Below are 21,504 nucleotides of genomic sequence, written 5' to 3'. Positions count from 1 at the left end.
TATATGTTGACTGTAATCTTTACCCCCTGTATTTAGGGGGCAAACCCCCTTTACATTACAGCTTTTTTAAATAAATTTTATTATGTTACGTAAGTTTTCAAAGGTTTTCTCATCGTAAAAGCGTTTATTCCTTTTTGAGGGAGGAATTTCTGCTTCACTGATTCAACGATGGCTTATATACTCCCGGCCGCAGCATCAGCTTCGCGATTCCTAAAAAAAGAAGCCTGTCAGCAGGCTCCTTTTTAATATACGCTTCTTTTTCCGTCTTCATTAATAATCCGTAAGCAGTGTTTTAGCCAGCCATGCTCCTCCGATGACCCCGGCATCATTGCCAAGTGTTGCGATTTCAATGGCCGCTCCCTGTGCAACCCTTGGGAAGGCAAACTGCTTGAAGTACTTTTCAACATGCACCCGCAAGTATTCTCCCGCCTGGGATACGCCCCCGCCGATCACGATTTTCTCAGGATTAAGTCCATTCGCAAGGCTTGAGAGCGCCAGCCCGAGATGGAAGGTGACGAACTCTACAACCTCCTGAGCAATCGGATCGCCCTTTGCTGCAAATTCAAAAACATCTTTTGAAGAAATTTCTCCTGCCTCTTTAAGAACATTCCGCAGCTTGCTTTCCTGAGTGGACAGGCTGATTTTCTCTTTTGCAATCCGGACGATTCCTGTAGCTGATGCTACCGTTTCAAGACAGCCGGTTTTCCCGCAATTGCATGGTGCCCCGCCTTCCGGGATTGAGGTAATATGCCCAATTTCTCCCCCGGCACCGTTCACTCCATGAATTACATCGCCGTTTGAAATGATTCCTCCGCCTACTCCCGTACCGAGGGTGACTAAAATGACATCCTTCGCACCGTCGCCTGCACCCTTCCACATTTCCCCAATTGCCGCGATATTGGCATCATTATCGATAACAGCGGGAAGTCCTGTTTCTACCTCTAAATGGTCCTTAAGCGGGTAGTTCAGCCAGCCGAGGTTGACGGTCTGATAAACAAGGCCTGACGCAAGGTCTACAGGCCCTGGAGCCCCCATACCGATTCCCGCGAGCTTCGACTTCGTTTCGCCCCGTTCAATTAACTTGGCATCAATTGCTTTTGCAATATCAAGCGTTATGTTCTTTCCTGTTTTATCTGTAGGGATTTCCCACTTCTCAACCAGCTCGCCATAAAGGGAAATAAAAGCCATTTTTATCGTGGTGCCTCCCAAATCTACTCCAACCAGCAACTTTTCGCTCATGTCTCTCCGTCCTTTATCTATCGTATTAGGAAACCGCTTGCACAAATATGTATCAGTTCATTGATCTTTTCCTGCGTTCCATCTGAGCTTCCTGCCGCAGAATGAGCAGCGACATTTGAAAGTCCTGAGTCTCAATCAGCTTTGACTCATATAGCTGTCTGACCTCATCTTCCATCAGCTCTAAATCAGCCACACGGTCACCGACATATATAATGGTTCCATACTTTTTTAAAAGCTGCCGCACATCATAAACCGTTTTCAAACCTTCACCTCATTTAACGACAGTACATCCATTTATAAGGTAACTAAGAACCGTGCTTGAGTCAAGCATTAAATAAGCGCCGTCTCCAGGCTGAAACATACAAGCTGCTGTGCTGGCAGCTTGTATGGCGGGAGACCCGGTTCAGCATGCATGCGCCGTCTAGCTATGCTTTAGTTTATATTCGAAAAATACCCAAACGCAGCCAGGGAAACAGCAACTGCCAGCCCTGAGGCTGCTGCGAGACCCTGACGGAACGATTTTGGCTGGGAAGGAAGCTGCACGGCAAACGCTGCAGCCAGGCCGCCAATCAGCCCTCCGATGTGGCCGGCATTATCAATATTTGAAATGGTAAAGCCCAGCGCCAGATTAATGCCGATCACGACCAGTATATTCGGTCCGATGGTGCGGAGAAAAAGATCGCGCTCCACGACTCCCAAGTAAAGCAGTGCACCGAAGCATCCAAAGATTGCTCCGGAAGCTCCGGCGGAAATAGAATTGCTGAAGGCAAAGCTTGCAAGGGTCCCGAGGATGCCCGAAAAGAAGTAAATGGCCAGAAACCGGGCGGATCCAAACATTTTTTCCACTGCGTCCCCAATAAAATACAAGGCTACTGAATTCATTAGCAGATGAATAAAGCCGATATGAAGAAACATAGGCGTAACGAGCCTCCACCATTCCCCTTCGACAATGTACGGATTGAATTTAGCCCCAAAATCAACGAGCGTCTGATTGTTCTGGCTTCCTCCGGAGAGTTCCATTAAAAAGAAAAGAATAATTTGAATAGCGAGCAGGATTTTCGTGAATTTCGGCTTTCCATATTCAAAAACCTTTCTTTCTTCCTGAATCCGGTGATTTTCTTTTTCTATGACTGTCGTTTTATAGCGATTGAGTTCCTCATAGCTGTCTATCTCCGGAGCACCGGCATGAAAACGGACGGAAAGCATATCCTCTATCGTCATGAGTGCAGCAGACCGGTTTTCATCATATACAAGGACATTTTTTAAAACCGTGTTTCCGCGGGAATACGGTTTTTCGACAAGATGCTCCCATTCATCCACCGGCGGATAAGATGAAAGATAAACATTCAGGATGTTCATTGATTTCCGGCCTGAACTTTTCCTGATTTCCTCAAATTTTTCTGCAGCCCGGGACACGTCTTGCTCCAGCTGATTTCCCCAATCGGTCTCTTTACGTGAAATCCGAAGCAGCTGAAAATCTGCTCCCCTTTGACTTTCAAGCCAAATTTCACTGTGATCTTCAGCCAATGAGACGATACGAAACTTCTTTTCAATCAGCTGATTGATTAAATTCCAGTGTAATACTTCCTGTTCTAGTGACATCGCCATCTCTCCAGCGTCCATTTTTGTTATGGATATTATAGCAAGACTGCATAGTAAATAGAAAGGCAAAGCACTTCGGCCTAAAGGGTTCAGGGTCCTTTATGGCTGCGGCTCAAGGTGAGAATGTTCTCTTATTTTCATCAGATGCCCTATGTACTGTCCTATTATCTATGCAGGAGGTACCACGCCATAAGCGCATCAAAAAAGCACCAGGCATGCCGGTGCTCTTTATCCAAATATTGCATTAGAAAAAGGCTTTGTGAATAAACTTATCTCTTACAAAAGGAAGCCTTAAAGAAAGCCTGATAAAAAATGCGCGCATTGCCGGGTTTCCAAGAATCATGTTCAGCAAACGGTATCTAAACTGATATAGCAGAAAGCCGCCAATGATTGCGAGCAGGTAGCCAGTCAATCGATTCATCGTAATCCCTCCTGCTCATACTTTTTACCGCTTCTGCCTATTTTATCCGTATCTTTTGAATATGGCTCTGATTAAACAGGAAGCTGACCCCAAACCCATGCTGATTGATGCGGAAGGCTTTAGACTGATTATGGACCCCACAGAAGTGAGCGCTGAGGTCTGCCCTGCATAACCATCCGCTGGAAAGCGTTAACAGATCCCGATGTTTCACCGAAACGCTTGTTATACGCGGTGCTCTTCGTCAAAAAGAAAAAAAGATGAAAATTCCAGCTGACAATACGGCTGCAAATCCAATGGAAATGATGTTGACTGCATCATTATTAAAAAAAGAATAGCCTTGAAAGACGTGTCCTTCGACACCACAATGTAACCGCCGCTCTGTGATTTTTCCGCAGGCTGGACATTTATATTTTACCTGGACGGATCCGCCAAGAACTGTATCCGCCAGATTGCCGCAGAATCCAATCAAGGCAATCATGACTCCCCATTGCACGCTCAGGTTAAATACCATAACAGACAGGATGGCGATGAAGGCTGCCCCGGCGGCAGCCGCTCCTGTTCCAAGCATCGAAACCGCACCCGATGTCCCTCTTACTGTTTTTCTTAGTGAAAGCAGCAGTCTGGGATTTCTTTTACTAAGGGTTCCTATTTCCGAAGCCCACGTATCCGAGTTTGCCGCGGCGATTGACGTGCAAAAGACAGCCGTCCATAGATCTGCACCGGTCAGCCAGAACATGAAACTGGCAATGGAGGCAATCCCTCCGTTTGCAAATACCTGGACTGAATCCCTGCGGTCCCCTTTTTCCAACAGTTCATCGACAGCTTGTTTCCGGTTTCTTTTAAATTTACTCAGCAGGCTTGAGCTTGCAAAAAAGGCTCCAAGCAGCAGCAGACCCTGGTACCCATACCCCAGATAGATCAGCATTCCTGTCAGGAACGCTGCAGCTGCTCCGGTTAGAGTCAGGGAGCGGATCTTCCAGCCCGCAAGAGAAATGAAGCCGATTAAAAAGATCCCTATAATGTGAATCGGATTAGTCACAGCAATGAAGCACCTCTTTTTCAGTTATGATCCTTTGCACCGGAACATCAAAGGGTTCAGCAGGAACGAGAGGAAGAACCTGGAAAGAGAAGGCTAGTGAAACTGTTTGTCCCCGGTAATCCTCTAAAAAGCGGTCATAATACCCTCCGCCATAGCCGATCCGGTAGCCTCTGGAATCAAAGCACAAACCCGGCACAGCGATGGCATCGATTGAACGTTTATCCGCCAACGCAGTCATCTCCCGGATTGGCTCCTTTAACCCGTAATAGACCGTTTCCAGCTGATCAAAGGAGGTAAGTACTCTGAATTCCATTTTTCGTTCAGCAGGAAAGCATTTTGGAATAACCGCCTGCTTCCCCTCGCTCCATGCTCTTCTGATGATGTTTCTTGTATTTGGTTCCCTGTTTTGAGAGATTGTTAAACCGATAACGGCGGCATTCTTCCACAACGTGCTTTGAAATAACTGCTTTTCCAGACGGTCAGAGTAAACGGAGTATTCATGGTCGGTCATTTTCTGCAGCTGAATTTTCATTTGCTCCCGCAGGCTTGTTTTATTCATTTTGATTCACCGCTTTTATATGTATTGGTTTCATTATATATGTTCGAAATCGTATTCACAGCAAATCCGCTGAAATATTTTATGAGGTGCCGGGGCTGACCTTGCACTGGTGAATGTTCAGCGTTTTCCGTTTACCGGTATGCTGGGGCGGTGCCGGAGCTTTAGTACATTAAAGGGCCGGGGGTCAGAGACAAAATGCAGTCAGGCGTTATGTGGCAAGGTCTGCCGGATCAGGTGCCGGAGCTTTAGTACGGCAGTGAAGGTGGGGTCAGGCACTGTGCCAGGCCCCTGCTGCTTTAACGCACAGCGGTACGGGGACTTGGACTTTTAAAGCCTTGCTCCGTATGGGATTGGTGAGGTGGTGCCAGAGCTTTAGTGCTTTAGCAGAGTGAGGGTCAGGCGCATCAGCAGCTCCGCACACAAAAAAACAGCAGGAATAAATTCCCTGCTGCTTACTTTGTTTCACGGTGCGTTGTCATTTTTTTCTCTCTGGAGCAGTATTTTTTAAGCTCCATACGATCCGGGTTATTACGTTTATTCTTTTTAGAGATATAGTTACGCTCACCACAGTCAGTGCAAGCAAGTGTAATATTCACACGCATGTTTATCCCTCCAAACTCTTCAATCGTTAAATCTAATCAGACTTTAACATCATACCATTGTTGTTTAAGAAATTCCACTTTATTTTTTATTTTTGAAAGTGTTTTATTTTCCTTGTGTATTTCTCATTTGTTTTTAAGGCTTCTTCGGGCCGGCTGTTGACTGTTATTACGGAAAAAGCCGAGCGGTCCTGGAGAGCCGATATTCTCGTCCAGCTGTCATCTGCATGGTGGATGTTGACTCCTTCAGAAAGACGGAGCCGGTCAAAATCCTCGTCTGAAATCAGCCTGCTCAAAACTCTGGTTTCCTGTCCGTGCTGACACGAAATATGCTCGTAAGCAGCTTTTGAATAGAGTATGAGTTTCGTCTTAACGGCCGGCTTCTCTTTCATTCCTTTCAGCAAATAGATCAGCAGCTGCAATGGGCTGTCGGTCTCCGGAATAGACTGACTCTCCTGCAGGAGCTCTGATAAGACGGAAGCCGTGATGGGCAGGTCTCCGTTCTCCCCTTTTAGCTGAAGGCTTTGATCTTTTTCATTTAGAAGAAAGACAAGATCGGCATTTTTAAAATCACGGGCTTCAGCCGGTGACAGCCTCACTGTAAAATTTGCCCGCTCCAGCCAATCCCTGTGAAAACGGTATGAAAGCGCATCAAGCTCCGCTCCGTAAGTTTCACTCTCATTAGGGAAATAAGCATTTAGAAATGAGCTCTCATATTCAAAGGCAAGGCCCGCTATTCTCGTTTTTATGCCAGGCACCTCGGTTGTAACCATTGTCGCTTTTGAAAAATGATGCTGCATTGATTTTTCTATTTCAGATGGAAGGAGCTGTCCCCCTCCGTCGAAGAAAAGAAAGGAGCACGAATCTTTGGAAGAAACCGCATAAACCCCCATCCTGTTCAATTTGCTGCATCCGAACCTTAACGCGGAAGGTGAAAGCGGATCCTCTTCTGCATAGATTGGACAGCCGAACGATCGGAGCGATTCGGTGAACAGACTCAAGAATAAGGAAGAAAGAGCACTGCCGTCACTTCCGGCAATGACGCCTGCTTTTCCGCAAGAGGCGGCAAATGCCTGTGCAAGTTTCGCCGCTTTAACGCCTCCTCCCTCTGCGATGGCAAGATGGATATGGCCTCTTTTTCTGAAAAGCAAAGCATCTGCCAGATACCTTGCAGAAAAGGTATCATTCAATATAACTCCCGGTGCTACCGTTTGGTCAGGCCAGATCCGAACCTGCTCCTTCACCACGTTATCCCCCTCCAGAACTACATTTTCGCCCAGAACGGACCCATTTTGCAATTCACTGAAGGACTTTATTTCACAGCTGCTTGCCAAAACGGATCCCCGGACGATGGCATATGAGTGAATACGCTGATGATGCCAGAAAATAGAGTGTTCAATCTTCGACCCCTCAGCTATGTGTGTACTGTCACCCAGTATCGCATACGGGCCGATTTTGCTTCCCTTTTCGATTACAGTACCCTTCCCTATAAATAGAGGGCCGGTGAGTATTGTTCCGGGCTCTATGACAGCTCCCTGTTCAATATGGATTCTCTCCTCACTGGAAGTTGAAGCAAAAATCCATTCAGGTGAGAGGCCTTTTATGCCGTCGAGCAAATCGTATTGCGCTCCCCTGTACTCTGAATGAGTGCCTATATCGGACCAGTATCCAGCAGCTTGATGCATATGAAGACCATCCGTGAGAAGCTTGGGCATGATATCCTTACTGATATCCTGAGGTGTTCCTCTTTTGATATAATTGAAGACCTCTGGCTCAAAGATATACATGCCGGTGTTAATATACTCACTGTAGACTTCGGTCCGGCTTGGCTTTTCTGAAAAGCCGAGAATCCGTCCATTCCTTCCGGCAATGACGCTCCCATATTCTCCTGTTTGGTTCTTCTTCACACCAAATACCGTTGCGATGCAGCCTGATTCCCTATGAGCTGATATTCCTTCTCCGAGGTTGAAATTGCTGATCGTATCGCCGCTGACGACCAAGAAAGACTCTTTGAGGAAGGGCTCCGCAAGCTTGATGCAGCCGGCTGTGCCAAGCGGCTTTTTTTCAATCAAATAAGAGATCTGGACGCCGTGCCGGGAACCATCTCCAAAATACTCCTCAATGACCCGGCTATTCCAGCAAAGGGAAAGGAAAATACTCGTAAATCCATTCTCTCTTAAGTGGAGGATGACATATTCAAGGACCGGTTTATTCAGCAGCGGAACCATGGGTTTGGGCAATCTTGATGTAAGGGGCTGTAATCTGGTACCCATTCCTCCTGCCATGATTATTGCTTTCATATGAAAACCCCTTCCCTTCACTTTCTCTGAAGCAGCTTATTGTAAACAGCCAAGGTTTCTTCACCCATTAAGGACCACGAATAATTTTTGGACTCCTTTAGCGCATTTTTTCCAAGGAGCTGAGCCTTTTCTGGTTTACTCAGCATTTCCGATAAAACTTGGATGAGCTGATCTATTTTCCCGTTCTCGAATACCCATCCATTTTCATCATGGGAAACCAGCTCAGGAAGGCCACCCGCGCTTGAAACAGCAACCGGTTTACCTGCAGCCATTGCTTCAAGGGCAGCAAGTCCGAATGGCTCATAGCGGCTTGGTATGCATATTCCAGCCGCATGCTGTATATATTTATTCAGCTCGGTACCCGAAATAAAACCAGGAAATGTTACATCTTCCTGGAGATTGAGTTCTCGTACTAGCCCTGTGCAGCCAGCTAAAGCAGGACCTTCACCGGCTATGACGAGTTCTAAATCTGGAAACGAGGGTTTAAGCTTAGAAAAGGCCCTTATGAGATCCTCAAATCCTTTTTCGGGAACAAACCTCCCCATAGAAAACAGATACGGTTCAGCCGGCTTCCCATTCTCTGCAGGCGGAGGGATCGAAACGCCATTTTTCACTTGCGTGATGGCTCCCGGGTCTGCACCTTCCCGAATCAGGGCCTGCTTCATATACTGGCTGCACACAATTAGGTGATCCGCTTTGCGGATTAATTCCATCTCTGTATCGTGAATCCATTTTTCTGCAGAAGTAGTAAGTGTGTTTTTACGGCCGCTTTCCAGGGAATGAATCGTTGCAACGAGCGGAACATCGAACGTTTTCTTCGCATAAAGAGCGGCTCCTGCTGTCAGCCAGTCGTGGGCGTGTACAAGCGTAAACGGAACGTTCATATCATGTAAAGCTTTAATCCAGGCGAAATTGGCATTCAGCATCCATTCAAAGGAGTGGCTGTAGCGCTCAAAAGCCATTGGCGGGCGGATGATCGAAAACGATTTTTCTTTCCCAGCACTTCCGGCTGCTTTGGAAGGAAGAGTCACGAGTACCCCGCTTCTGTCTCTGACTGCAAGCTCCTTCACTAAATGCTTCACGTGTGTTCCAAGCCCGCCCAATATTTCAGGAGGATATTCAGATGAGAGCATTAGAATGGATTCCGGACCGTCATTTTGCATGTTCAATCCCTTTCTCCGTAATCTGTATAGGCGGAAAAATACAAGCGGTAATCTGCGTTTAGAAAATCGCCCAAGACGTCGGTGCGGGCAGAGGGCAGATCAGGAGTTTTGGCTGCAAACAGCTTCAGGTTGGAGGAGTTGATGAGAATCAGATGCAATTGGAAGGCAGAAAAGCCCTTTGGAAAAAAAAGCTTCTTTTTCCCTGCTGAGGAATGGATCGGGTAATCGTAGGTTACGGGCTCTTTTCCATCATGACGGTAAAGAGATAGCTTAACTATTTTGTAAAGGCTTTCATATTCTTCTTTCATAAGATGTGATGAGGCTTTCTCTGTTAAAGCAGAAATGTGCCATTCTGTAAAAAGAAAGGAAGAAACCTGCTTTACTTGAATCCAGTCTGTTCGTGATGCCGCAGAAGCCTTTTCAAAATCCAACCGTCCGCTCCTCATTTCTCTATTTTTCTCTACTATAATTCAAAATCCGCGATCATACAACCAGAAGCTTGAAACTGGAATAAAATTAAGCAAATCCGCGGTTTTCTGACAAAAACCATTAAAATATTCGACATTTTATGATATAAATAATAAGGGAAAACTTAATGAGAAGGTGGAAATGAGATGGAAGTTGTCATTGTGATTTTACTGGCTGCCGCCATTGGCCTGCTGGCTTATTCATTCACAAAAAAAGATAAGGTTCAAGAAATAGAAAAAGATCTCGATCAGCTTCAGCTGTCTTCAATGCAGGAGATTTACAAGCTAAAAAAGAAGGTCAAGGTGTTGGAAGAAGAAATTCTGCAGGATGACATTCAGTCGATCCCTGAAGAAAAACAGCTTGACTACTATATCGAGAGAAAAGTATTAGCGAAATACCAGCACGGGATGACCGTTGATGCCATCGCCAAATCCGAGAATATTTCTGTAAAGCAGGTTCAAGGTATGATTAAACGGAATGAGAGGATCTTAACATGAGCAGAAAAAGCATTCAGGCTTTCTCCGCAGGGATTATCTCCGCTACCGCTATTCTATCCGCTGCCTATTTTCTTTCTCCCAAAGAAGAAGCTGTGCCTGCAGAGATCACAAAAAAACAAGTCCAGACCTACTTAGGCAGTGAGGGCGAAGTCGCCCTCCCAAGAGATCAGTACGAGGCGCTTGTTAAAGCCAAAGAAGAGGCCGTTTCAAATGATAACAAGCAGAAAGAAGCAGCCAAAACGGAGGAAGCTCCCAAACAGGAAACTTATCGATTCAGCATAGGAGATGGGATGAGTACCGGCGAAGTGGCCCAGATCATGGAAGAAGGCGGAATCATTCCATCGGCTAAAGAGTTTGCCAGCTATCTGATTGATACAGACCTGCACCGGAAAGTACGCCAGGGCAAATACAACCTCCCAACCGGTCTCACGAATGAAGAAGCAGCCAAATATCTTGTAAAGCAGTAAAAAAATCCGCTGGGATCAGCGGACTTTTTTAATTATTCAAATCGTAATGTCTTCCTTTTACAAGGTAGAAAATATTTTCTGAAATGTTTGTGGCGTGATCCGCAAACCGCTCTAGATACCTGCTTACGAATAAAAGCTGTGTAATCTGAGGCATCGATTCACGGCTGTGCTGGGTGAGCTCGAGAAGCTCTCTGATTGTTTGACCATAATAATCATCAACCTGATCATCCATATCCGCTACTTTTTTTGCCAGCACGACGTCCTCTTCATTAAAAGCTTTTATCGATAATGAAAGCATCTCGCTCGCAATCGAATGCATACTCTTTATCGTTTCAATCGGTTTAATGAGAGGGTCGTCTCCAATCCGAATCGCAGACTTAGCGATATTTACTGCAAAGTCTGCCATCCTTTCCATCTCGTTGGAAATTTTAATTGCAACCATAATCCTGCGCAAGTCGGTAGCCACCGGCTGCTGCTTAGCTATCAGAAGAATCGAGAGATCATTGATCTCTTCATCCAAATTATCAACCGTTTCGTCCTCTTCCATAATTTCAAGAGCCCGTTCAATATTCTGGTTCTCAAGAGCATCGATTGCCTTAGACAGTGCAATTTCAGTAAGGCTGCCCATTTCAATCAACTTTTCCCGCAATGTATTTAAATCAAAATCAAATTGTCCGCGTACGACCATATTTATCTCCTCCTTCTATTTCTATCCCCTTATTTCACCATTTTTACTCGTTTTCATTTAAGACAATGATAGGATGCTCTGTTAAACTTGGCTGTTAACTGGATCAAGCTGGCGTTCGCTTATGCTCGGGCGGACGGTTGAGCCTCATGCTCCCGGCACCACTGCCGGATATTACCTGTCCCGCTGCTCTTATCCCGGAAACTCAAGCCTTCCGCTTCGGTGTTAAAATCAACACCATCCTTTGACAAAGCTTGTTGATAAGGTGTTTTACAGTAAAAGCTATCTGAATAAGGAAAAAGCCGTGCTGATATGCACGGCTTTTAATTTTAGCCAAAACGGCCAGTAATATAATCTTCAGTACGTTTATCCGATGGAGTAGAGAACAGTTTGTTCGTATTCGAGTACTCGATTACTTCTCCGTTTAAGAAGAATGCAGTACGGTCAGAAATACGGGCGGCCTGCTGCATATTATGCGTTACGATGATAATGCTGTAATTTTGCTTTAATTCTTGAACCAGCTCTTCCACTTTAAGCGTAGAAATCGGATCAAGTGCGGACGTAGGCTCATCCATAAGAATAACATCAGGTTCAATTGCCAAACAGCGCGCGATGCAAAGACGCTGCTGCTGTCCCCCTGAAAGGCCGTATGCATTTTCCTTAAGACGGTCTTTTACTTCATCCCAGATCGCAGCACCCTTTAAGCTTTCCTCTACAATCTGGTCCAGCACTTTTTTGTCTCGGATTCCGTGAATTCTAGGTCCATAAGCGACATTGTCGTAAATGGATTTCGGGAAAGGGTTAGGCTTTTGGAATACCATTCCAACGTGTGTTCTCAGTTCTTCTACACCGTAGGATTTCTCAAAAATGTTTTGGCCGCGGTAAATAATTTTTCCTGATGTGCGGACAATTGGAACAAGTTCAACCATGCGGTTCAACGTCTTGATAAAAGTGGACTTACCACACCCGGAAGGTCCGATAATTGCGGTTACTTCGTTTTCATACACATCCAGGTCAATATTTTTCAATGCCTGGTTGCTGCCGTACCAAAGGTTTAAATTATCTGTGTTGTACACAATGTTTTTGTTATCGTTTGTGTTTACGGACTCTGTATTTGCACTTGATGCTTTTGTATCTTTCACAATTGTTTTTACTTCCATTGCGAAAATCCTCCTTCACCTAAAACCGGTTTAGTATCTGTTGGAAAACTTATTTCGAATCAAAACAGCTATTGAATTCATAACGATCAAAATAATAAACAGGATGATGATGCCCGCTGCTGCTAATGTCTGGAACTCAGCCTGCGGTCTCGCTGCCCATTGATAAATCTGAATTGGCATAACCGTGAACGTACTTAGTAAATCGTCCGGAATATACCTTACAGCTGCATATGCACCTACTACGAGTAATGGGGCTGTCTCCCCTACTGCTCGGGAAAAGGCAAGAATACTTCCAGTTAATATTCCTGGAACTGCGGTTGGTAAAACCACCCGGTAAATAGTTTGCCATTTGGTAGCCCCCATCCCATAAGAAGCTTCACGAAGCTGTCCGGGTACAGAACGAATGGCCTCTTGAGATGCTACTACTATTACTGGAAGAATTAAAAGGGCCATAGTTAGTCCGCCGGCTAAAATACTTCGATCTAAATCGAAGAAACGTACAAAAATGGTCAAACCAAGTAATCCAAAAACAATGGATGGCACACCGGCCAAATTAGAGATATTCATTTGAATAAAAGTAGTAAATCTATTTTTTGACGCATATTCTTCTAAATAAATAGCGGTTCCGACCCCCAGAATGAGTGATACAGGAATCGTTACTGCCATGACCCACAACGTTCCGTAAAGTGCTGCTTTAATACCAGCCTTTTCAGGTATTACAGAAGTGAAATTCTGTAGAAAATCCCATGAAAGGTATGCATATCCTTGAGTGAATATCCGAAACAGCAGAATTGCCAATACGATAAGTGAAAAAAGAGTGGCCAGCAGGTAAATACCTTTAAAAACTTGATTCTTTGCAAGTCTGCCTCCCATTTTTCTCTTTATCAGAGCTTGGTCGATTAACTTCATCTTAATACTCCTCTCTGAAACGGCGCGAAATAAACTGTGCCAATATATTCATAATGAGAGTAAAGACAAACAGAGTCATTCCTACAGCGTAGATGCTATAGTAAATTGGAGTTCCGTAACCTGCGTCACCCGTACTGGCCTGAACGATATAAGCTGTCATAGTCTGAATCGTTTCAGTAGGATCGAGTGTTAGATTAGGGTTAGAACCCCCTGCAAGCGTTACAATCATCGTTTCCCCAATTGCGCGTGAAATCCCAAGTACGAAAGAAGCAATAATCCCTGATATTGCTGCAGGTAATATTATTTTAATAGCAACTTCGAATTTGGTGGCACCCATTGCCAGTGCACCTTCACGAATGGAGTTTGGCACAGAACTCATTGCATCGTCAGAAAGAGATGCAATCATAGGAATAATCATAATTCCTACTACAATACCTGGACTTAGAGCATTAAAGAAGTTAAGACCAGGAATCACGCTTTGAAGGAGCGGGGTGACAAAAGTTAATGCGAAAAAGCCGTAAACAATTGTTGGAATTCCGGCAAGAATTTCTAGTATCGGTTTAACAATTCTTCTGACTCGGTCAGTAGCATATTCACTCAAATATATGGCTGCTCCAAGCCCAATAGGAACGGCTACAATGGTAGCAATCAGCGTTACAAGGAGTGTACCAGAAATTAATGAAATAATTCCGTACTTTGGATCCCCTGCAAAAGGAAGCCATTTTAGTTCCAGGAAGAAATTCGAAAAAGGAACTTTTGAAAAGAAAGTGAACGTTTCAACGATTAATGTGTAAAGAATTCCCAATGTCGTAAGTACCGACACAATGGCAGTAAACAAAAGAATATAGGGTATTACTTTCTCAATAATATTGCCAGCGCTGTTTTTTGATTTTTTCTCTTTTATCATTTCTCGAACAGACCGGCTGTTTTCCATGGCCATTTTACAAACCCCTTTCTACATAGAAAGATGAGAAGCAAAAGATGCTTCTCACCTATGTGGTTGTATTGCTATTATTTCGTTGCTTCTTCAAATGCTTCCATAGCAGCATCTGTTTCTTCCTGAGGAAGACTTACGTATCCAACTTGGCTAGCAAGCGTGCTTGCTTGCTCAAGGTAGAACTTAACAAATTCTTTAACTTCTTCTTTTTCAGTCAAAGACTCATTTTTCACGTAGATGAATAGTGGACGGGATAGCGGGTTGTAAGAACCGTCTTCAACAGTTTCGTCAGTAGGCTCTACTGCCTCGCCTTCTTCATTTACAATTGGAACAACTTTGAATGTATCTTTGTTTTCTAGGTAGTAAGCATAACCAAAGTAGCCGATTGCGTTTTTATCGTTTTGTACGCCTTTAACCAGAACGTTATCATCTTCGGAAAGAGTAGCAGCTGTTGTAATTTCATTTTCTTTGTCGTTTGCTTCTAGGATTACTTCTGTGAAGTAATCAAAAGTACCAGAGTCCGTTCCTGGGGAATAGAATTTAATTTCTTCTTCCGGCCAAGATGGGTCAATGTCGGACCACATTTTCGCTCCGCCTTCGGACCACATTTGCTGAAGCTGATCTACAGTAAGTTCATTAACCCAGTCGTTTTCTTGGTTAACAACTACAGATAGTCCATCGTTGGCAACTTTGAATTCTGTGTATTCGATGCCAGCATCTTCAAGAGCTTTTTTCTCTTCGTCTTTGATTGGACGTGAAGCTTGGGAGATGTCAGTTTCGCCTTTAATGAAACGCTCGAAACCGCCGCCTGTACCGGATACACCGATAGGAGCTTTAACATCAGGGTGTTCTGCATTGAATTCTTCAGATACAACTTCACCGATTGGTGCTACTGTAGAAGATCCATCAATCGCAATTTCACCGGATAGTTTCTTTTCAGCAGATTCCTCAGCTGGCTTTTCGCTGGAGCTGGAACCGGAACCTCCGTTAGTGCCTTCTCCGCCGCCGCAAGCTGCAAGCGCAAGGAAAGATGATGCCATGATGGATACAGCCATAAATTTCAAGCTTTTCATTATTTCTATTCCCCCTAAAATGGTGTTTTTGTCCTACGTGAATAAGAATACAGGCTTACTATTAACTTGGTTTTAACCAAATGTTAAGACTTTGTAAATCCGTGATGCTTTTTGTCGGTTTTTAGGGATATCCCGCCCTTTTTTTCCAGAAAAAGAGCACTCTTGGTTGAGTGCTTTTATTATGGCAATAGTCCCGGAAGTTTATTCAACTTCTTTTTTTATCGCCTTTTCTTCAATTTTATCTATATTTTTTTGTTCTAAATTTTCTTTATCATGTTTTTCCTTTAGCTCGAAATATTTATCCATGATTCGTTTGCTGATCACTTTGTTGACAGAGTTTGAATTTGAACTTTTGTCATAAGCCCAGGGCACTACTACTGAGAATGCCACTTCCGGCTTGTCATGCGGCGCGTAGCCGACCATGGTGAGGTTAAAAGTGGGAGCTAAAAATTTGCTTTTATTTGGTCCATCATAAAATGCCTGTGCCGTTCCTGTTTTTCCGGCTGGGCTGTAATCAGCCCCCATAAAGTATCCGTAGCCGGTCCCTTTTTTCTCCTGCATCACTTGCCTGAAGCCTTCCTGCACCCGCTCAATCTGATCTTTGTCCATATCCAGCTTGTTCAGAACGTGCGGCTCTGAGGATCTGACTGCCGGTCCAATTCCTTCAGAAGGGTCGGGCTCTCGGATTTCCTTCACCATCTGCGGCTTCATTCTATAGCCGCCATTCGCAATGGTTGACACATATTGTGCGAGCTGGAGCGGTGTGTACGTATCATACTGTCCGATTGATAAATCCAGCAGAAGCCCGGGGGTTACGGATGTTCCCTTGTATCCTGTGGCTTCATTCGGAAGGTCGATCCCTGTTGGAACACCGAGTCCAAATTGGCTGAAATAGTTTCGCATCTCGCTGAAGGCTCCTGTATCAAGCGGAAGTGAGCTGTTTTTTTTGTATTCTCCATCTCCCATTTCGATAGCGGTCTTGAACATGTAAACATTAGAAGAACGTTTCAGCGCTTCCAGATCGTTTACTGTTCCCATCGTCTCGTAGGATTTTTTTGCGGGCGAGCCTTTAATGTAAAGCGGTTCATCCAGCAGGGAAGTGCCTGGTTTGATTGCACCTGACTGATAGCCCGCAAGGACTGTTGCTCCTTTAACGGCAGAACCCATCGTATAGGAGGATGTCATCGCTCCCAATGAATAGTCATTAATTTTCTGGACTCCGCTGTCATCTTTTACAATTTGCTTACCGGCCATGGTAAGGACTTCACCATTTCTCGGATCCATCATAACAACAAAGGCACGGTCAAGCATTTCAGTGCCTGATTCCTTTTTAGCGGCCTTAAGCTCTTCTTCTATAATTTTTTCCACTTCCTGCTGCAGTTCAACATCCAGAGTGAGGACCAGGTCCTTTCCACTTTTTCCCTCGGAGATGATTTGGGTCTCCAGAATGTTGCCTTCCCGATCTGTAATGTTTTTAGCCCGTGCTTTTTCTCCTTGAAGAACATCTTCATACTGCATTTCAAGGTAGCTGGTTCCGACACGGTCATTTAGGCTGTACCCCTTGGCAAGAAACGTATCCCGCTGCTCCTTCGGGATTCCCTGCTCAGGTGAAGATATGCTGCCTATCATCGTCCGAAGCATCGACTTATAGGGGTATTTTCTCTCCCAGTCCGTCGTAATATCAACGCCCGGCAAATCTTCAAGCTGTCCGCTTACTGCAGCAACTTCCTCTGGAGTCACTCCTTTGTTTTTGATTGTTTGAGGAGTCATCGCATACCCAGCATCCATCTGGCGTTTAATGGCCAGCACTTCAAGCTCCTTTTCCGAAATGTCCGCAAGATCCTGTTCTGTAATTCGGCTTAGCTGCAGCTCATACAGCTTATCTTCCGGAATTTCGCCGTCCTCGACCTTTTGCCGGTCTTCAGAAGTGATCTTTTTCTTCGCTTCATCCGGCCGCGTCATGATCCAATAATCTTTCTTGTCTCTTTCTGTCACCTTGTCCGTATTCTGCTCAATGAGTCCGCTGAGCGCCTTTGCAATCGCTAGTCGATCTTCCTGGCTTGTTGCGGATGATCTCGTATATGTAATGGCGTTGAGGGGTTCATTATCTACGAGCGGCGTATAATTCCTGTCGTACATTTTTCCTCTCGGAACCGTTGAACTGACATCCGTCTCTTCTTTTCTTTCCAGTTCCTTCTTGTAATCCTGGCCGTAAACAATCTGGACCACCCCGAGCCTGAGAACGATCCCGCAAAAGATGAAAAAGACAACCAAAAATAAGGCATTTAGCCGAACTGGCAGCATCTTTCTTTTTCGCTTTTTTTCTTCTTTCGTCATTTGACACCACCCTGTATTTCGTTTTATGTGGAAAGGCTTGATTTTGAATGCGACTGTAATTCCTTAAATCGTTCACCCAGTGCCCATCGTACCATACATTTTCTGCCCTGTTAAAAATAAAAAGACACCTTTGCAAGTGCCTTTTCATTGTATTCTTTTTCCGTTTTTATTTCTACCGGCCGATCGGTTTGTTACATAATTGTAAGGAATCCGATTAATTTCCGTTTTCTCCATCCATTAAATTGGATTCTGCAGCGATAATCTCTCCATCTTCGCTTTTAATTGTATGAACCGGCTCAGGAAGCTGAATCTTTCTTACAAAAAAATAGATGCACGCATGCCCCGCCCCAATGATGGACAAAAATACGGGCAAAGCTTCCTGGACATTGAATTGGGTGACCACTGCAATGAACCCGAGAATCGATACCACTCTTCCCGCGTTCAGAAAAAGTTCCCTTACTACCATATACTCTACCCGTGCTTTTGCTGCATTCCATGCTCTGCCAATTACATCATAGGTCAGGGAAGCGTAAGGAACCAGAAGAACTGGATAGGCAACGGCGATGCAGACTGCATAAATGAGCAGGTTTTGATAAGACATGCTGAATAAAATGAGGAAAATGGAGGAGTAGAGCAATAAGCCTCCAAGCAATATCGCTTTTTTCCGTTTGTTTTTTGTAATCAGCCTCGAGGCTGCATAGTAAGCGACAAAGGCCACTGCAGAATTAATCATGCCAAAGGTGCCTAATGCCAGTTCACTGCCCGTTGTGATGAATACGAAAACCCCGATTACGAAAATAAAGGTCCCTTCTCTTAAGCCTTGAAAAAAGTGTGCCCCGGTGATCAGCTTCCAGTTTGCATCATGCTTTCGTTCATAAAACACTTTTTTTATTAAATATTGCCCGCTCGACGGCCTTCTTTTCAATTGCAAACTTAAACCGACCGCACTGGCAAACAGTGCCAGAGATATAGCAAAAATTACGTTATACCCGCTGTCCCCTGCGAAATAGGATATAACCAGGCCGGCCGCTATCGGTCCGATCATACCGGCGGATGACGTCAAAACGCCTAAAAAGCCGTTGAAAAAATCCCTTGTTTCCGGTTCAGTAATCTCAAAGGTCAATACATTGAAGGCCAGCCAGTAAAAACCGTAGCCTACACCGAGAAGCCCCCCCATTATTATGAGGTACTCACTGGCGCGGTTTCCTATGATCAGCACAAGAATATAAAATACGGAAAGAAAAAACACTCCAAGCCTCAGTACGATGACCCTGTCCACTTTCTTCGCCCACCTGCCAGCCAGAATAAAAGTCAGCGGCTGCATCACGACAATGCATAAGTTGTAAACGCCAAGGTCGGCAAACTCTCCAGTCTGCTTCCATAAAAAGACGTTAACAAACGAATTGGACAGCGAAATGCTCAGGGAGTAGAGGCCCCCTATCGTAAGAAGAAGCAGGAGATCTTTGTTGACTTCAATATCCCCGAAGAGTTTTTGCAGTTTAGCCATAGCAAAACTTCCTTTCTGTCTCGTCATAGTGTGGCACGAAGGAAAGGAGTTATGTATTTAATCTGGATTTAATGAGGGTATCGAAACGAATGGAATTAAATCAGCGCCTCGTAACCATGTGCAGCCACCAGAAGTTTTGTCGAATTTGCTCGAAAAGTCTTTATATGTGTGAGTTAGGACAATAAATCTGGAATACGGACAATAAATTGGAAATACGGACAATAAATTAGAAGTACGGACAATAAACCTGTAAACGGGACGATATTTTGTGAAAATGTAACGTGAACTCAGCTAAAAGGGTGAATCCGGGACGTCCACAGCCGCAAGCATGTTCAAATCCTTCTGAAAACGTAATATCTCGAATGATTAAGGCCATTTTCATGTGAAAAATAGCCGCTATCCTTAGCGGAGCCTGTGAATCAGGTACAATACCTCCCCATACTTGGCCGGAGCTTAGATTAGCAGCTATCCACTGCAGAAATCTCTTCAAAAATTTTCTGAACCCACTTGAAAGATCTGATTATTCTACAATCAGCCGCTATACTGTTAGATCATCAAGTACGGTGTCAGCCTCAGGGTCACCCCTGCAAGTAAATTGTTATCGGGAGCGCAATATTTCTGAGCAGCAGTACAAAAATGCATTTTCCTAATGTTTCCGCTACGAAAAAAAGCAGGGCTGTTACCCCCTGCTTCTCATACTGCACATCTTATTTTGCTGATTCGCAGCGGTTGGAAACTTCGTCCCAGTTCACTACATCCCAGAAGGATTTGATGCAATCCGATCATCTTTTCATTGTTCCCATTACAAAAAAAGCAGGGCTGTTACCCCCTGCTTCTCATACTGCACATCTTATTTTGCTGATTCGCAGCGGTTGGAAACTTCGTCCCAGTTCACTACATCCCAGAAGGATTTGATGCAATCCGATTATCTTTTCATTGTTCCCATTACAAAAAAAGCAGGGCTTTTACACCCTGCTTTTCATACTGAACTTCTTATTTTGCTGATTCGTAGCGCTTGGAAACTTCGTCCCAGTTTACTACATTCCAGAAGGATTTGATGTAATCCGGACGGCGGTTTTGATAGTTCAGGTAGTAAGCATGCTCCCAAACGTCTAATCCCAATACAGGTGTTTTGCCTTCCATGATTGGAGAATCCTGGTTAGGAGTACTTGTTACTTCAAGCTCGCCGTTATGAACTACAAGCCATGCCCAGCCGGAGCCAAAGCGTGTTGTTGCAGCTTTCGCAAATTCTTCTTTGAAAGCGTCGTAGCTTCCGAATTTGCTGCTGATTGCGTCAGCAAGAGCGCCAGTTGGCCCTCCGCCGCCGTTTGGTGAAAGGATTTGCCAGAAGAATGAATGGTTAGCATGTCCACCGCCGTTGTTGCGTACAGCTGTTCTTTTTTCTTCAGGAATTGCATCCAGGTTGGAGATCAGGTCTTCAATGCTTTTGCCGGCAAGGTCATCGTGACCTTCAAGTGCAGCATTGACATTCGTTACATATGTGTTGTGGTGCTTCGTGTGGTGAATGTTCATTGTTTCCTTGTCAATATGAGGCTCCAATGCATCATAAGCGTAAGGCAATTGCGGTAGTTCGTAAGCCATTTAAATCTCCTCCTTGAATTAGTATGTACTAAGCAAGCAAAGGGGCTTGCCCTTTTGCTGTCTGAGTTCAGCGTACCAAATTTAAAAAAATGTTTCAATGAATATGATTGCGGTTTGGTACCGCTATCATAGTGAATTGGAAAAATGAGGCTATACTCGTGCGTTTTGCGGCTAAGATTATCGGCATTATTTGCTTAAAGAACGACATATAAGAAATAACCGATCATGATCAGCTGGATCACACTTTTCGCAGCCACTCCTGAAATAAATCCGACAAGTGAGCCGAGACCCACTTTTACAGAGGTCGTGAAGTCTTTTTTATGTACGAGCAGCTCGGCCAGAACGGCCCCAATGAATGGCCCGATTAATATACCGGCAATTGGAATGGCAAATGGGCCTACAAGGAGTCCAATCGTGCTTCCCCATATGGCCGCCTTGCTCCCTCCCACTCTTTTCACACCGATTAAATTTGTCACGTAATCAGCCGCAAAAAGGACTGCTGTGAAGATCCCTTCTATAATCCAAAACGTATAGCCATATTGATCAAAGCCGTAAAACCAGCCGTAAAGAAGAAATCCTCCAATTATAAACACGACGCTCGGTATAATCGGATATATCAGACCAACAAAGGCAATGACAAAGGCAGCAATAATTAACGCCCAATATAAAAAGTCCATCTTTTTACCTCCCTCTATAAATGTTGATGTATTAACGGTTTAAGCCGCTGATGGGGTGTCAAAAAAATATTTTTCGACACAATCCTTAACAGGATTTTTAAAATATGTGATTCTATGACAGTTGACGGGTACACTTCGTGGTCTCCACTGGGTATATCTGGTTGGTGGAGCTGAACTCAGTATGTGATGCACATTGGATTTCTGCGTTGCTTATGATGATGTACCCTCCCATGTCTCTTAGCATCCGTGTGCCTACATTCCTT

At 44.6% G+C, this 21,504-nt stretch carries 21 protein-coding genes; 2 read left to right on the top strand and 19 right to left on the bottom strand.

The features are described from left to right. Positions 1–270 precede the first annotated feature (270 nt). The 10 genes from ACQCV8_RS14950 to ACQCV8_RS14905 form a co-directional block, all read right to left on the bottom strand. Positions 271–1,239: an ROK family glucokinase gene (locus ACQCV8_RS14950; protein ID WP_426845667.1), complete on the bottom strand. Its 969-nt coding sequence runs from the start codon at positions 1,237–1,239 to the stop codon at positions 271–273. A 52-nt stretch (positions 1,240–1,291) separates the two neighbouring features. Continuing rightward, the gene (locus tag ACQCV8_RS14945; RefSeq protein ID WP_426845665.1) at positions 1,292–1,501 is read right to left on the bottom strand and encodes a YqgQ family protein; all 210 of its coding nucleotides are present in this window, start codon (positions 1,499–1,501) and stop codon (positions 1,292–1,294) included. A 170-nt stretch (positions 1,502–1,671) separates the two neighbouring features. Further along, positions 1,672–2,841, bottom strand: coding sequence for a rhomboid family intramembrane serine protease (locus ACQCV8_RS14940; protein ID WP_426845663.1), 1,170 nt, complete (start codon positions 2,839–2,841; stop codon positions 1,672–1,674). A gap of 244 nt (positions 2,842–3,085) precedes the next feature. Continuing rightward, entirely contained in the window at positions 3,086–3,262 is a 177-nt protein-coding gene (locus tag ACQCV8_RS14935; protein ID WP_426845661.1) for a hypothetical protein, read from the bottom strand. A 241-nt stretch (positions 3,263–3,503) separates the two neighbouring features. Next, a complete protein-coding gene (locus tag ACQCV8_RS14930) occupies positions 3,504–4,301 on the bottom strand; it encodes a DUF92 domain-containing protein (RefSeq protein WP_426845659.1) in 798 nt (265 codons plus the stop codon). Beyond that, positions 4,294–4,860 carry a 5-formyltetrahydrofolate cyclo-ligase gene (locus ACQCV8_RS14925; RefSeq protein WP_426845657.1) on the bottom strand — a complete coding sequence of 189 codons (567 nt, stop codon included), beginning with the start codon at positions 4,858–4,860 and terminating at the stop codon, positions 4,294–4,296. The genes ACQCV8_RS14930 and ACQCV8_RS14925 overlap by 8 nt, the downstream gene beginning before the upstream one ends. 452 nt (positions 4,861–5,312) lie before the next feature. Further along, complete coding sequence (gene rpmG / locus ACQCV8_RS14920) at positions 5,313–5,462, bottom strand: 50S ribosomal protein L33 (RefSeq protein ID WP_426845655.1); 150 nt, start codon at positions 5,460–5,462, stop codon at positions 5,313–5,315. An 86-nt stretch (positions 5,463–5,548) separates the two neighbouring features. After that, positions 5,549–7,759, bottom strand: a complete 2,211-nt coding sequence (locus ACQCV8_RS14915) for a sugar phosphate nucleotidyltransferase (protein ID WP_426845653.1) — start codon at positions 7,757–7,759, stop codon at positions 5,549–5,551. Positions 7,760–7,776: 17 nt separating this feature from the next. Beyond that, positions 7,777–8,922: a glycosyltransferase family 4 protein gene (locus ACQCV8_RS14910; protein ID WP_426845811.1), complete on the bottom strand. Its 1,146-nt coding sequence runs from the start codon at positions 8,920–8,922 to the stop codon at positions 7,777–7,779. 2 nt (positions 8,923–8,924) lie between these two features. Then, complete coding sequence (locus tag ACQCV8_RS14905; RefSeq protein WP_426845651.1) at positions 8,925–9,353, bottom strand: hypothetical protein; 429 nt, start codon at positions 9,351–9,353, stop codon at positions 8,925–8,927. A 183-nt stretch (positions 9,354–9,536) separates the two neighbouring features. Between ACQCV8_RS14905 and ACQCV8_RS14900 the strand changes: the two genes are divergently transcribed. Further along, positions 9,537–9,887: a hypothetical protein gene (locus tag ACQCV8_RS14900; protein WP_426845649.1), complete on the top strand. Its 351-nt coding sequence runs from the start codon at positions 9,537–9,539 to the stop codon at positions 9,885–9,887. Continuing rightward, positions 9,884–10,354 carry a hypothetical protein gene (locus ACQCV8_RS14895; protein WP_426845647.1) on the top strand — a complete coding sequence of 157 codons (471 nt, stop codon included), beginning with the start codon at positions 9,884–9,886 and terminating at the stop codon, positions 10,352–10,354. The genes ACQCV8_RS14900 and ACQCV8_RS14895 overlap by 4 nt, the downstream gene beginning before the upstream one ends. A 28-nt stretch (positions 10,355–10,382) precedes the next feature. Here the strand turns inward: ACQCV8_RS14895 and phoU are convergent, their stop codons facing one another. The 9 genes from phoU to ACQCV8_RS14850 form a co-directional block, all read right to left on the bottom strand. After that, positions 10,383–11,042: a phosphate signaling complex protein PhoU gene (phoU, locus tag ACQCV8_RS14890; protein WP_426845645.1), complete on the bottom strand. Its 660-nt coding sequence runs from the start codon at positions 11,040–11,042 to the stop codon at positions 10,383–10,385. A 326-nt stretch (positions 11,043–11,368) separates the two neighbouring features. Further along, a complete protein-coding gene (gene pstB / locus ACQCV8_RS14885) occupies positions 11,369–12,199 on the bottom strand; it encodes a phosphate ABC transporter ATP-binding protein PstB (RefSeq protein ID WP_426845643.1) in 831 nt (276 codons plus the stop codon). A gap of 30 nt (positions 12,200–12,229) precedes the next feature. Further along, positions 12,230–13,108, bottom strand: a complete 879-nt coding sequence (gene pstA / locus ACQCV8_RS14880; RefSeq protein WP_426845641.1) for a phosphate ABC transporter permease PstA — start codon at positions 13,106–13,108, stop codon at positions 12,230–12,232. A 1-nt stretch (position 13,109) separates the two neighbouring features. Then, positions 13,110–14,015, bottom strand: a complete 906-nt coding sequence (pstC, locus tag ACQCV8_RS14875) for a phosphate ABC transporter permease subunit PstC (protein WP_426845809.1) — start codon at positions 14,013–14,015, stop codon at positions 13,110–13,112. Between the two features lie 104 nt (positions 14,016–14,119). Beyond that, positions 14,120–15,118 (bottom strand): PstS family phosphate ABC transporter substrate-binding protein, encoded by a 999-nt coding sequence (locus ACQCV8_RS14870; protein ID WP_426845639.1) that lies wholly within the window; start codon positions 15,116–15,118, stop codon positions 14,120–14,122. Positions 15,119–15,319: 201 nt separating this feature from the next. Then, entirely contained in the window at positions 15,320–17,455 is a 2,136-nt protein-coding gene (locus ACQCV8_RS14865; RefSeq protein WP_426845637.1) for a peptidoglycan D,D-transpeptidase FtsI family protein, read from the bottom strand. Between the two features lie 214 nt (positions 17,456–17,669). After that, a complete protein-coding gene (locus ACQCV8_RS14860) occupies positions 17,670–18,962 on the bottom strand; it encodes an MFS transporter (RefSeq protein ID WP_426845635.1) in 1,293 nt (430 codons plus the stop codon). A gap of 993 nt (positions 18,963–19,955) precedes the next feature. Continuing rightward, positions 19,956–20,564 (bottom strand): superoxide dismutase, encoded by a 609-nt coding sequence (locus ACQCV8_RS14855; RefSeq protein WP_426845633.1) that lies wholly within the window; start codon positions 20,562–20,564, stop codon positions 19,956–19,958. Positions 20,565–20,758: 194 nt separating this feature from the next. Continuing rightward, positions 20,759–21,241 carry a DUF456 domain-containing protein gene (locus ACQCV8_RS14850; protein ID WP_426845631.1) on the bottom strand — a complete coding sequence of 161 codons (483 nt, stop codon included), beginning with the start codon at positions 21,239–21,241 and terminating at the stop codon, positions 20,759–20,761. Positions 21,242–21,504 lie beyond the last annotated feature (263 nt).

Source organism: Metabacillus sp. 84, from assembly GCF_050107715.1.
Lineage (GTDB): Bacteria > Bacillota > Bacilli > Bacillales > Bacillaceae > Metabacillus_B.
Note: the sequence above shows the minus strand (reverse complement) of the source record. Positions and strands in the feature narration are given on the sequence as shown.